The sequence below is a fragment of the Streptomyces sp. NPDC006368 genome, from assembly GCF_040612535.1.
In the GTDB taxonomy this organism is placed as follows: Bacteria; Actinomycetota; Actinomycetes; order Streptomycetales; family Streptomycetaceae; genus Streptomyces.
The window spans coordinates 23,974-36,415 of sequence record NZ_JBEXQK010000022.1; the positions used below are offsets into that span (position 1 = coordinate 23,974).

A 12,442-nucleotide genomic window follows, 5' to 3' on the forward strand; every position below is an offset into this window, starting at 1 on the left:
CATGCCGTCAGGAGGCCCCGACGAGGACCTCGGCCGCGGCGATGCCGGACACGCGCGTCGCCCCGTGCGTCGCCAGGTGCACCGCTCCCGGGCGGTCGTCGGCCGGCAGGCCCATCTCCACGACGAGCGTGTCGGGGCGGCGCCGCACCAGGCCCTCCAGCGCCTGCGACATCCAGCGGTAGCGGGCCGCGTCGCGGACCACGACGACCAGGGCGCGGTCGGCGGCGGGCGCCAGGGCCACCCGGTCCAGCAGGTCGTCCCCGCCCGACAGTTCGGACTCGGTGATCCGTACGGACGTGGTGCCGGGGCGAAGTGCGCGCAGGGGGTCGGCGACCCCCCAGGGGGTGCGGCCGTCGATGGCGAGGTTCGTCGTGGGGGACAGTTCGACCACGTGCGCCTCCCCCGCGAGGGGGAAGGCGACTCCGGTGCCCGGCTTCGTGTGGACGTGAACGGCGCGCCGGGCCGCCACCAGCCCGATGTCGGAGCCGCTGCGGTCGGGCCTGGTGGACCGGGCGAGCCCGGCCGACCACGTCGCGAACTCCCCGACGCGGCGGCTCGCCCGGGCCAGCCGCTCCTCGGGCAGGGTGCCGTCGAGCACGGCGTCCACGAGCGCGTCGGCCAGGTCGACGGTGGTGGCCTCCTCCGCGCTCTCGCCACCGACGCACACCGCGTCGACACCGCCGGCGACCGCACGCACGGTGGCGCCGGTGATGCCGTACAGGTCGGAGACGGCTCCCATCTCGATGCCGTCGGTGACGACCAGGCCCGTGAAGCCGAGCCGGTCGCGGAGCAGACCCTGGATGACGCGGGGGCTGAGGGTCGCGGGCAGCTCGGTGTCGTAGGCCGGGATGAGCATGTGGGCGGTCATGACCGTGCGTACGCCCGCCTCCATCGCGGCGGTGAACGGGGGCAGGGCGACGCGGGCGATCTCCTCGGCGTCGGCCGTCACCTGCGGCAGGCCGTGGTGGGAGTCGACGTTGGTGTCGCCGTGGCCCGGGAAGTGCTTGGCGCAGGCGGCGACGCCGGCGGACTGCAGGCCCCGGATCCAGGCGGCCGTGTGGCGGGCGACGACGTCGGTGCGCGCGCCGAAGGAGCGGACGCCGATCACCGGGTTCATGGGGTTGGAGTTGACGTCGCAGCTGGGCGCGTAGTTGAGCGAGACGCCCACGGCGTGCAGCTGGCGCCCGATGTCGCGGGCCACCTGCTCGGTCAGGTCCACGTCGTCGATGGCGCCGAGGGCGAGGTTCCCGGGCCGGGAGGCCCCGGTGCGCGCTTCGAGGCGGGTGACGTCACCGGCCTCCTCGTCGATCGCGATGATGAGGTCGGGGTTCTCGGCGCGCAGCGAGGCGGTGAGCGCGGTGACCTGTTCGGGGTCGACGATGTTGCGGCCGAACAGGACGACGGAGGCCAGGCCGTCGGCGATCCTGCGGCGGACCCAGTCCGGTGCCGTGGTGCCCACGAACCCCGGCTGGAGCACCGAGTTGGCCAGCCGGGTGAGCCGGATGCGGCTGCTCTCTGCCATGGGGACCTCCGGGAGGGTGGCACGCGGGGACGGCGGACGAAGCGGATATTGGCCTATACCAACGGGGGTGTCAAGGAGACCTGGGGCCGGTGCGGTGGCAGCAACCTGCCTGTTCAAAAGGGGACTTGGCGGGATGGGGCGCCCTCCGGCCGGGCGGGCGCAATGCGTTCCGTGCGCCGGCGCCGGACCCGCGCCGCGGCGGGCAAACCCGTCCCGGTCGGCCCCGGTCGGTCCCGGGCCTCGGCGGGCGAACCCGCCCTCGTCGGCCCCGTCGGCCCGTCCGTCGCGGACGGCCCGGCCTGTTCGACCCCGGCCGTCGCGGGCCAACCCGCCCTTGGTCGACCCGGCCGCTGCGGGCGAGCCTGTCCCTCATCGACGGGTTCCCGAAGCCGAAGGCGCGCCGCGTGAGGGCGCGGCGACCGCGGCAGTCCGTACCCGGTGATCCCGGCGAGCCGTCCACCAGGGCCGTCCTCGGCGGGTCATCCGCCGTCGGCCGCAGGAGCCCCCGTGGGCCGCGGTGGGCCGTTCGCCAGAAGCCGTGGAGACCCCCGTGGGCCGCCGTACGGCAACGATGTCGGGGCGGTCACCGGACGCCGACGGTCACGGTATCCAGCCCCTCCGTGTCGCCTCGACCCCCGCCTCGAAGCGGCTCTTCACCTGGAGCCGGTCCATCAGCCTCGCGTACATCCGGCGGACCGTGCGCAGGGATATGCCCATCCGGCGGCTGACCGACGCGTCCGTGTTGCCCACGGCCAGCAGGCGCAGCAGCTCGCGCTCCTGGGGCGTCAGTGAGTTGCGGTCCGTCGGCGGTGTGTCCCCGAGTGGGGTGCCGGCCTCCCAGTACGTGTCGAACAGCAGCCGCGTGATGTCGACCGCGCCGGGGCTGTGCATCTCCAGCGCCATCGTCCCCTCCTGGCCCCGGCCCGGCTCCCACTCGATGACCGCGGCCTTCCGGTCGACGATCAGCAGGACGACCGGCAGGGCCGGTGCCGTCCGGACCTCGGCGCCGTCGCGGACGAGCCCCTCGGCGTACTCCAGGGCACGCGGGTCGTTGCGCACGCTGTACTGGTAGACGCGCCGGACGGCGACACCGCGCTCCGCGACCGACTTGTCGAGCAGCGACGCGTCTCCGAACGCGTCGGGGGCCTGCACCCGGGCGGGCAGCAGGAGCAGGATCTCCTCGCGGGCGGAGAACATCAGGTCCCACAGCCGGGCCCGTAAGGTCTCCTCGCCCTGGAAGCGCTCGATCGCCTCCACGTGATGCGCCCACCCCGTGTCGGTCCGCGCGGCCAGCGCCGACACGGCCGCGCGCGCGGCCTCCACCTGCCCCTGCCTGCGGGTCAGTTCCGCCTCGCGGAGGGTGAGGAGGAGGGAGAGGCCGACATCCGGACGGGCGAGGCGGAAGACCTCCTCGCCGTCGCGCCGGTCGGCGTACAGGACACCGAGCCGCACGAGTTGGTCCAGTACGTGTCCGACGTCGGCTTCGGGCCATCCGAGCCGGTCGACGACCTCGCTCCCCCGCAGGGTCGGCCGGGCGAGAAACAGCCCGTAGACGGTCTCCGTGCGGTCGTCCATCCTGGCCGCCGCCAACACGTGCGCCATCCCCCCACCTTTCACCGGAGCAGCCTGGAGTGGCCAACCGGAGCTCCCCGTCAAGCCTGGGTTTGGTCCAGACCTTAACCAACCTTCGCAGAGGACGACCACCATCCACTAATGCGTTTCGGGCCACCGGCGCGTCCCGCCGGCGCACCGGGCGACCGCCGGGCGGGGCCCCGGCCGGGGGCGGTTGCGGCCGGCCGTGGCCACTTGCTGCCGGACACCTGCTGCCACCCGTCAGCGCGTGACAGACCGGGAAAGCGCGGGCCAGGATGCAGTGCCGGATATCCACTCCGAGCCCCACCGCGCCGCGGGCCACGGCATTCCACCCCCCACCCCACAGCCCCTTCTCGTCGGTGTATTCGAAGCTGTCAGCGCTTACTTGAGAATCCTCGCTGTACCATCACCCCTCGCTTTCACAACGGCGGTCAGATATGCGTACGGAAGAAAGTAAGAGCACCGTTACCACCCCTGCGGAAACCGTGACGATCAGAGCCAGCGTGAAGATCCCCGTGGAGATACCCGCACGGGGGCGCCAATTGACCACGATGGTTTCCTTCCACGGGCTGCACGACTCCCTCGAACACGTCGCACTCCTCCTCCCCGGCTGGGAGTTGCAGCCGAATCCCCTGGTCAGAGTGCACTCGGAGTGCCTGACGGGCGATGTGTTCGGCTCGCATCGATGCGACTGCGGACCCCAGCTCCACGAGGCGCTGACGTCCTGCGCGCACGAAGGCGGAATCATCCTTTACCTGCGCCAGGAAGGCCGGGGAATCGGACTGTACAACAAGCTCGACGCCTATGTGTTGCAGGATCAGGGGCTGGACACGTTCGACGCGAACATGGCCCTCGACTTCGAGGCCGACATGCGGGACTACCGGGTTGCCGCCCAGATGCTCGGAGCACTGGGCGTGAACAATATCCGCCTGCTCTCCAACAACCCCGAGAAGTCACTTCAATTGCGGGCGCTGGGAATCTCCGTCGCCGCGGTCGTCCCCACCGGCACCTTCGTCAACGAGAACAACCGCGCCTATCTGAGCGCCAAGCGTGAGCGAGCCGGCCATGCGCTCGACGTCTGACACCCCGCCGGCCCCGGCCGAGCTGGACGCCATGCGCCGGGCCCTCCGACTCGCCGCCTCCACCGTCGGATCGACCGGATCGAACCCCGCGGTCGGCTGTGTGCTCGTCGATACGTCCGGGGCCATCGTGGCGACCGGGGTGCACCACGGCCCCGGAACTCCGCACGCCGAGGTGAACGCCCTGCGGCAGGCCGGCGAACGGGCGCGCGGCGCCACCGCCGTCGTCACCCTCGAACCCTGCGACCACCAGGGCCGCACCGGGCCCTGCTCGCGGGCGCTGGTCGAGGCCGGGATCCGCCGCGTCGTCTACGCGGTGCCCGACCCCAACCCGGTGGCCGCCGGAGGAGCGCGGACGCTGCGGAAAGCGGGCGTCGACGTGACCGGCCGCGTCCTGGAACAGGAGGGTGAGGCGGTACTGGAGATGTGGCTCACCTCCGTACGGCTCGGCAGGCCCTTCGTCACCTGGAAGTTCGCCACCACCCTGGACGGTCGCAGCGCGGCGGCCGACGGCTCCTCCCGCTGGATCACCTGCCCCGACTCCCGCGCCGACGCCCACCGGCTGCGCGCCCGGCACGACGCGGTCCTCGTCGGCTCCGGCACCTGGCGCGCCGACGACCCCCACCTGGGACTGCGCCACGGCGTGGAGGGCACTCCCCCGCTGCGCGTGGTGCTGGCCGCCCGAGGCGGGATCCGGCCCGACGCCCGGCTGCTCGACGGAACCGCCCCGGCCCTCGTGGTCACCGAACCGGGTGTCCCGCTCCCGGGCATCGACGAGGACACCACGCTGCGGCTGAAGACGGACGCGCTCGGACGCTTCCCACCCGCGTCGCTGCTCAACGCCCTGGGCGAGCGCGGGATCCGGTCCGTACTGGTCGAGGGCGGGCCGACGCTGGCCGCATCCTTCCTGCGGGAGGGGCTGGTCGACCGCGTGGTCGCCCACATCGCCCCCATGCTCCTGGGCGCCGAGGGCAGGAGCGCCGTCGGCGCACTGGGCGTGGACGCGATCGGTGCGGCACACCGGCTGCGCATCACCGACACGGCGAGAAGCGGCGACGATCTGCGCGTCGAGCTGCGCCCCGTCCGCCACCTCCACCCGGAAGGAGCACGGTGACCGGCTTCCTCATCCCCAACGCCCGCCTCACGGACACGCACCGGCCGCCCCGGGCCGAGGACGCCGACCTGCCGGCGGTCACCATCCTCACGCCCTTCTACCGGGAGCCCGCCGAGATCTTCCAGCGCTCCGCCGGCATGCTGCGGCACCTGGACTACCCGCACCACAAGGTCAGCGTCCGCTGGCTGGTCGACGCCCGGCTGCCCGGGAACGCCGCGACCGCGCGGGCGGCGGCCGCACGGGCACGCGAGAGCTTCGGCGGCGACGTCCGGGTGGTCGTCGTACCCTCCATGACGCCCAAGGCGAAGGCCCTCAACCACGTGCTGCGCGAGGTCGCCGACCCGTTCGTCGCGATCTACGACGCGGACACCGTGCCCGACCCCGGCCAGCTCCGCCAGGCCGTGGCGGCGCTCCGCGCCCGGGACCTCGACGTCGTCGACGCCATCGAACTCCCCGAACCGGGCGGCGACCTGGTCAACCGCACCACCCTCGCCCAGTCGGCCGCCTTCTTCGGCGCCATGGAGTACGTCAACCGCCGCACCGGCATGCACATGTTGCTCGGCAGCTCGGTCTACTTCCGCCGCGAGGCGCTCGACAAGGTCGGCCCGCTGCGCGAGGACGGCGTCGAGGAGCTCTACGAGTGGGCCGTACGGGCCGCCTCGCTCGGTGTGCGCATGGGACGCGTCGTGTCCTTCTCGTACGGTACGCGCACCTCGCTCGTCGGGCCCGCGCTGCGGCAGCGCACCCGGTGGATCCGCGGCCAGCTCGACATCGGGCTGCGGTTCCTGCGCGGGGAGCCGCTGCCGGCCCGGCCGCGCGCCGCCGTCGCGCTGATGACCCTGAGCCTGCTCGCGCAGCTCAGCGTGTTGCCGGTGGTCGCGGGGGCCGTGCGCCACCGCGGGCTGCGCGTCCCGGCGGCGGCGCTGCTGGCCGGTGAGGCGCTGCGCATCCGCCAGGTCTCGCGCGATCCGGTGTGGGAGGTACTGCGGGTCGGGTCCGGATGGTTCTTCCTGCTGCCGTTCGAGCTCATGGAGTCCACCTCGGCGTGGCGGGCCGTATGGGAGCTCGCGACGGGCCGGGACACCTGGTACAAGGTGCGCGCCGAAACCCCGGACGCGGAGACGGAGACGGGCGCGGACCCGTCGGTCGCGGACGGGGACGGGGAGACGGGCCCGGACACCGGGCGTAGGGACGCCGGGCGTACGGACGCCGGTCGTACGGATGTGGGAGGCACGAACACCGGGCGTACGGACACCCGGGGCACGGACACCGGGGACTCGGCGTGATCGAGTTCGGCCTGCCCCGTATCCCGCAGCGGGGACGCATCTTCTCCTCCGTCTTCATCGACACCTTCGGCTGGGGCCTGTTCGCGCCCCTGGCGTTCCTGTACTTCTCCTTCGGCACCGGGCTGTCCTTCTCGGCCATCGGTTCGGCGGTCAGCGCGGGGACGCTCGCGTCCGTCCCGATGGCGCTGCTCGCCGGCTGGCTTGTCGACCGCTCGTCGCCGAAGGCCGTGCTCGTGACCAGCAACCTCGTCACGGCGGCGGGCTACGCGCTCTACCCGCTGGCCTCCGACTGGACCCTGATCGCGGCGGCGACGTTCCTGGTCATGACCGGGGACCGGCTGTACTGGGCGAGCTGGCCCGTACTCGTCGTGGACCTGGCGCCGGGGCGGAAACTGGACGCCACCTACGCCGCGGTCGGCGCCATCAAGAACTTCACGGTCGCCACCGGGGCGCTGGCGAGCTCCGTCCTGACCGCCGCGTTCGGCCGGGGCGCCGCCGACCTGGTCCTCGCGCTGAACGTGGTGTCCTCGCTGGTCGCCGCCGCCCTGCTGGCGGGGGTGCGGGTCACCGCGGACCGGCCGCGCCGCGAGAAGGAGGAAGGGCCCGGCTGGCGCGAGGCGTTCACCGACCACGCGTTCACCGGGTTCTGCCTCTCCTTCACGCTGCTCACCTTCGCCTGGGCGCTGCCGGCGACGGTCCTGCCCGCCTACGCCGTGGAGATCGTGGGTCTGCCCGGCTGGACACCGGCGCTCTTCCTCGGCGTCAACAGCGTCGTCATCACCCTGGCCCAGACCATCCTCACCGCCCGCCTCTCCCACGTGCCCCGGCAGAGCCTGATCCTGCGGGCGGCCCTGCTCTTCGCCGGGGTCTTCGCCGGGCTGTACGCGGTGAGCGTGCTGCCGACTGCCACCGCGATCGCGGTCCTGGTGCCCGTGATGCTGGCCTTCACCGTGGGCGAGATGATCGCGCTGCCGGCCGCCAACGCGCTGGTCGCGAGCAGCGCCCCCGCGGCGATCCGTGGCCGCTACATGTCCCTGTTCCAGCTCTCCTGGGCCGTCTCCGGCCTGTTCATCCCCGTGCTCGCCGGCGCCGTGCTGGACCGCGGCGCCCTGTGGGTGTGCGCCGCGTTCGGCGGACTCGCCCTGCTCGCGGCCGCCGGGCTGCGAGCCACCGCCCACCGGATCGTCCCCGCCGACCAGGAGCGGGATCCGGCCGTCATCCCCGCGAAGGAGGCGTCATGAGAGCCCTCACCGCTCCCCACTCCGTGCTCCGCACGGCCCCCCGCCTCGGCATCCGGGTCATGGCCCATCCCCGGCGACGGGCCCAGGCGGAGGCCCTGCTGGCGAGCCTGGCCGTCGAGGACCGGCTGCTCGTGCTGGACCCCGACCCCGACGGGCCGCCGACTCCGCTGCGCACCGCGGCGCGCGCCTGGGCCGGGCCGTACGGCACGGCCACCCACCGGCTCGTCCTCCAGGACGACGTGCTGCCCTCGGCCGGCTTCCTCGGCCGGGTCGGCGCCGCCCTCGCGGCCCGGCCGGACGACCCGATCGCCTTCTACGCCAACTGGAACCACTGGAACGGCGCGGCCGTGCGGCTGGCGGCGCTCAGCGGGGCGGCCTGGGCCGAGGCCATCCCGGACGAGTACGCGCCGTCGCTCGCCCTCGCCCTGCCGCTCGCCCTGGCGGCCGACTTCGCCGCGTACGCGCGGTCGGCGCTGGCCCGGGGCGGGGTGCCGGACGACGAGGCGCTCGCCGCGTTCCTGCGCGAGCGGGGCAGACGGCTGTACATCTCCGTGCCCAACCTGGTGGAACACCTGGGCGGCGACAGCCTGGTCGGCAACCAGAACCAGGGGCCCAGGCTGTCGGCCTGCTTCGCGGACGACGCCGCCGGAGCCGCTCAGGGGGGTACGGCCACACTCGGCGCGCTGCCCTTCTACCCGCACTTCTTCAAGGGCCATGTGTACGGCCTCACGCCCACCGGCCCCGGGGGCGCCTACGTCAGCACCTACTGGGAGGACGGCGCGCGAGCACAGGGCATCGACCCCGACGACGTACGGGAGTCGGCCCGCGAGCCGGTACCCGCGGCGCTGCTGAACGAGCTCACCGCCGGTGGGCTGCGGGTCCACCACGCCGCCTCGGCATGGAAGGCCGCCGTGCTGTACGGCGTGGTGCTGGCCCGCCTGCCCGCGTCACCGGGCGCGGGCGCGGGCGGAGCGCCCAGGCCGCACCCGGCGATCCGGAGGCGTGCCGTCGACACCATCCCGCTGGGCGGGCTGGCCCAGGTGGCGGGGCTTCCGCTGCTGCACCGCCTCAGGGACCCGCTGCGCGACCTCACGGAGGCGGGACTGGCCGCGGGAGCGGAACGGGCCCGTGCCGGGGGCCGGCCGCCCGGCCCCGGCGACGGCCCCGTCTGATCCCCGACGGGCCGCCTGCGCCCGCACCGATCCCGTGCCGACCCCGTGCGGGCCCTGCCCGAGCCCGTACCGGCCCGGTCAACCCCGACCGGCCCCGTACCGGCCCCGCCCGTTCCCGATCCCGACCGACCCGACCGCCCCCGACCGACCCCCGCTCGGCCCGACCGACCCCGCCCCCCGGCGGCCCCCCGGGGCCCCGGTGGCTCCCCGATCCCCGCCCGATCCCGGCGGCTCCCGCCACCACCGCCTCCCCAACCACCCGACCCGCCCCGACCGTTGCCACACCGGCCCCGACCCCGACGCGCCCGGACCGCCACCAGCCCGTGCCGCGCCGGCCCCGCCCCGACCGCCACCGACCAATGCCACGCCACCACCGACCACTGCGACGCCGGCCCCGGCCGGTGCCGCGCCGGCGGCCGGACGAGGGCCCCATGGGCCTGGCCACCGCACCGGGTCCGTTCCGGCCCGGACTTCGGCCCCTCTCAACCGATATCCCTGTCGAGAGATTGAGAAGACCATGCGAACCGTAGAGGTATTCCAGCCCGACTCCCCCGCCGACGGCTCCTCCGTCCACGCCTCCCCGCAGACCTCCGTGGCGTTCAGCCCCGACGGCACCCAGTTCGCCAGCGCCGGATACGACGGCCGGGTGGCCCTCTGGGACCGCTCCGGCACCGCCCCCCGGTGGGTCGGCCGCCATGAGCGGCTCGTCAACGGCGTGCGTTTCTCGCCCTCCGGCCGCCTGCTGGCCAGCGGCTCCGCCGACAAGACGTGCCGGATCTGGGACGTCGCCACGGGCCGCCAGGTACAGCTCCTCGCCCGGCAGCCCGACGACATCAACGCCCTGGCGTGGCTGGACGAGGACCACGTGGTCACCGTCTCGCAGGACGGCACGGGCCGCATCTGGGACATCCGCACCGGCGTCATCGCGGACGGTGTGATCTTCCACGCCGACCACTGCATGTCGGTCGACGCCTCCCCCACGGGTATCCTCGCCAGCTGCGGCGAGGACTCGGCCATCCGCCTCTGGAACACCGACGGTTCGCTGCTGCGCGACCTGCCCCAGGCCGGGCACGCCGAGATGTGCCGCTGGTCCCCGGACGGCACCCTGCTCGCCGCGAGCTGCGACGACGGCTACGTGCACATCGTGCGCACCGACGGCGAACTGGTCACCAAGGTCGGGCCGTACACCGCCGCCGTGAAGTCGGTGGCCTGGTCCCAGGACGGATCGCTGCTCGTCGTCGGTGCGTACGACAGCACGATCACCCTCTGGAACGTCGCCGACTGCCGCCCGCTGGTCCGCTGGTACGGCCCGCACCTGTGGCCGCGTTCGCTGGACTGGTCCCCGGACGGCACCACGGTGATCGCGGGCACCTTCTCCGCACGGCCCGCGGTGATCGACGTACCCGCCGTCTCGGCCGGTGACCTGCCCACCGAGGTGCGGGAGATCACGCTGGAGCCGTCCACGGCGACCTACGGCGTCAACCACGTCTCGGCCGACGGCGGGGTGCTCGCCGCGGGCTGCGACAACGGCACCGTCCGCGTGTGGCCGCGCCGTGACGCCACCGCCACCGTCGTCCCGGTCGGGAACGGCAGCCTCGTCAACGCGGTGGCCGTCTCCGCCGCCCTGCCCGGCCTCGTGGCCTACGGGGCGTTCTCCGGGCGGGTGGGGGTCGCCGACGCCACCACCGGACGCGACCTGGCGCACGTCGAGCGGGAGCACCCGGTCAACCGGACCGCGTGGGCGCCCGACGGCCGGCGGCTGGCGGTCGCCGACTACGAGGGCGGGCTCGACCTCTACGCCTGGACGGGCGGCGAGCTGGTGCCCGAGGTCCACTACGAGGGCCACGCGGGCGCCGTCAAGGACGTGTCCTGGGTGGACGACGACCGGCTGGTCACGTACTCGACGGACCGGACGGCCCATCTGATCACCGCGCGGGGCGAGTTGATCCGCTCCTTCGGCGGGCACGGCGAACTCATCAACGGGGGCTCCGTGACCACGGTGGCGGGCCGTGCGCTGCTCGCCACCGTCTCCCGCGACCGCACCACCCGGATCCACGACCTGGAGACCGGTGAGCTGCTCCAGGTCCTCGTCGGCCACGACGAGTCGGTCAAGTGCGCCGCCTGGCACCCCGGCGGGGAGCCGGTCATCGTCACCGGTTCGTACGACTTCACCGCCCGGCTGTGGGTGCTGGACCCCGAGAGCCTCGCCCCGGTCCGCAGCCAGGTCCTCACCGGCCACGGCAGCGCGGTGAGCGCGGTGGCCTGGCTCGGGGACGAGGCCGTCACCGCGTCCTGGGACGGCAAGGTGTTCGCCTGGGCTCCTGCGCCCGAGGAGCGGACGCCGCGGCCGTCGGAGCTCGCCGTGGACTGGCACGTCCGGGGAGGGACCCGATGAGCCTGCGCCTCGCGTCGTCGGCGCCCACGGCGCCGGTCACGGTCGACCTGTCCGACGCCGCCACCGAGGCCGTGCGGCGCGCCGCACAGCGGGTGTGCGGGGTCGCGGGCGGCCGGCTGGACGACCCTGACCTGGTCGCGGCGGCCCGTGGCGCCTGGGAGGAGATGCCCCTGACGCTGCGGGAGGCCGTACGCGGCTTCCGCCGGGACTCGGGCGAGGCCGGGGTGCTGCTCGTCAAGGGGATCCCGGTGGACGCCGACCGGCTGCCGCCCACCCCCATGGCCGACGGCTCCGTCCGCCGGGAGGCGACGGTCCCGGCCGCGGCCCTGCTGATGACCGCTGCGGGCGGCCTGGGTGACCCGGCCGCGTACGCCCCGGAGAAGTCGGGCGCCCTGGTGCAGGACGTCGTGCCGGTGCCGGGCAAGGAGGACTTCGAGGGGAACGCGGGCTCCACGCTGCTGTCGTTCCACATCGAGAACGCCTTCCACCCGCACCGTCCGGACTTCGTGATGCTGCTGTGCCTGCGCCCCGACCACGACGGCACGGCGGGGCTGCGCACCGCGTCGATCCGCGCGGCGCTGCCGAGGCTGCCGGAGCGGACGCGGGCGCTGCTGGCGCGTCCGGAGTTCAGCACCCAACCACCGCCCTCGTTCGGGTCCGTGGCCGAGCCCGCCCCGCCGCGCCCCCTGCTCACGGGTGACGCCCGGGACCCGGACCTGCGGGTGGACTTCTCCGCCACCACCGGGGTGACGCCCGGGGCGCGCGAGGCGCTCATCGAGCTGGAGGCGGCGCTCAGCGCGGTCGCGCACACGGTGCTGCTGGCTCCCGGGGACCTGGCGATCGTGGACAACCGGGTGACCACGCACGGCCGGACGGCCTTCCGGCCGCGCTACGACGGGTGCGACCGCTGGCTGCTGCGCAGCTTCGCCCTCGCCGACCTGCGCCGCTCGCGCGACCACCGCCCCGACGACGGCTACGTCCTGAGCAACTGACGGGCCCGCGCCGGTCCGTCGCCCGTGGGGCGGCGGACCGGCCGCCGC

Annotated in this window: 9 protein-coding genes; 7 read left to right on the forward strand and 2 right to left on the reverse strand. The window is 74.2% G+C overall.

Annotation, left to right across the window (positions count from 1 at the left end):
- Positions 1-7 precede the first annotated feature (7 nt).
- Complete coding sequence (locus ABZZ38_RS18080; protein ID WP_356740700.1) at positions 8-1,522, reverse strand: glycoside hydrolase family 3 protein; 1,515 nt, start codon at positions 1,520-1,522, stop codon at positions 8-10.
- A gap of 600 nt (positions 1,523-2,122) precedes the next feature.
- On the reverse strand, positions 2,123-3,124 hold the full coding sequence (locus tag ABZZ38_RS18085) for a helix-turn-helix transcriptional regulator (RefSeq protein ID WP_356740702.1): 1,002 nt from the start codon (positions 3,122-3,124) through the stop codon (positions 2,123-2,125).
- 428 nt (positions 3,125-3,552) lie between these two features.
- On the opposite strand from ABZZ38_RS18085, the gene ribA reads away from it, so the two are divergent.
- From ribA to ABZZ38_RS18120, 7 genes are all read left to right on the forward strand, one after another.
- Entirely contained in the window at positions 3,553-4,197 is a 645-nt protein-coding gene (ribA, locus tag ABZZ38_RS18090; protein WP_356740704.1) for a GTP cyclohydrolase II, read from the forward strand.
- Entirely contained in the window at positions 4,181-5,308 is a 1,128-nt protein-coding gene (gene ribD, locus ABZZ38_RS18095) for a bifunctional diaminohydroxyphosphoribosylaminopyrimidine deaminase/5-amino-6-(5-phosphoribosylamino)uracil reductase RibD (protein WP_356740706.1), read from the forward strand. Before ribA ends, ribD begins: the two co-directional genes overlap by 17 nt.
- Positions 5,305-6,594, forward strand: coding sequence for a glycosyltransferase family 2 protein (locus tag ABZZ38_RS18100; RefSeq protein ID WP_356740708.1), 1,290 nt, complete (start codon positions 5,305-5,307; stop codon positions 6,592-6,594). Before ribD ends, ABZZ38_RS18100 begins: the two co-directional genes overlap by 4 nt.
- A complete protein-coding gene (locus ABZZ38_RS18105; protein WP_356740710.1) occupies positions 6,591-7,835 on the forward strand; it encodes an MFS transporter in 1,245 nt (414 codons plus the stop codon). The genes ABZZ38_RS18100 and ABZZ38_RS18105 overlap by 4 nt, the downstream gene beginning before the upstream one ends.
- Positions 7,832-9,007 carry a hypothetical protein gene (locus ABZZ38_RS18110; RefSeq protein ID WP_356740712.1) on the forward strand — a complete coding sequence of 392 codons (1,176 nt, stop codon included), beginning with the start codon at positions 7,832-7,834 and terminating at the stop codon, positions 9,005-9,007. Before ABZZ38_RS18105 ends, ABZZ38_RS18110 begins: the two co-directional genes overlap by 4 nt.
- Before the next feature lie 517 nt (positions 9,008-9,524).
- Positions 9,525-11,402, forward strand: coding sequence for a WD40 repeat domain-containing protein (locus ABZZ38_RS18115; protein ID WP_356740716.1), 1,878 nt, complete (start codon positions 9,525-9,527; stop codon positions 11,400-11,402).
- Positions 11,399-12,394, forward strand: a complete 996-nt coding sequence (locus ABZZ38_RS18120; protein ID WP_356740718.1) for a clavaminate synthase family protein — start codon at positions 11,399-11,401, stop codon at positions 12,392-12,394. The genes ABZZ38_RS18115 and ABZZ38_RS18120 overlap by 4 nt, the downstream gene beginning before the upstream one ends.
- The last annotated feature ends 48 nt before the right edge of the window (positions 12,395-12,442 follow it).

What these genes read in the sequence shown, in the direction of transcription:
- ABZZ38_RS18080 (WP_356740700.1), bottom strand. Translation starts at nt 1,522, where the DNA reads ATGGCAGAGAGCAGCCGCATCCGGCTCACCCGGCTGGCCAACTCGGTG.
- ABZZ38_RS18085 (WP_356740702.1), bottom strand. Translation starts at nt 3,124, where the DNA reads ATGGCGCACGTGTTGGCGGCGGCCAGGATGGACGACCGCACGGAGACC.
- ribA (WP_356740704.1), top strand. Translation starts at nt 3,553, where the DNA reads ATGCGTACGGAAGAAAGTAAGAGCACCGTTACCACCCCTGCGGAAACC.
- ribD (WP_356740706.1), top strand. Translation starts at nt 4,181, where the DNA reads ATGCGCTCGACGTCTGACACCCCGCCGGCCCCGGCCGAGCTGGACGCC.
- ABZZ38_RS18110 (WP_356740712.1), top strand. Translation starts at nt 7,832, where the DNA reads ATGAGAGCCCTCACCGCTCCCCACTCCGTGCTCCGCACGGCCCCCCGC.
- ABZZ38_RS18115 (WP_356740716.1), top strand. Translation starts at nt 9,525, where the DNA reads ATGCGAACCGTAGAGGTATTCCAGCCCGACTCCCCCGCCGACGGCTCC.
- ABZZ38_RS18120 (WP_356740718.1), top strand. Translation starts at nt 11,399, where the DNA reads ATGAGCCTGCGCCTCGCGTCGTCGGCGCCCACGGCGCCGGTCACGGTC.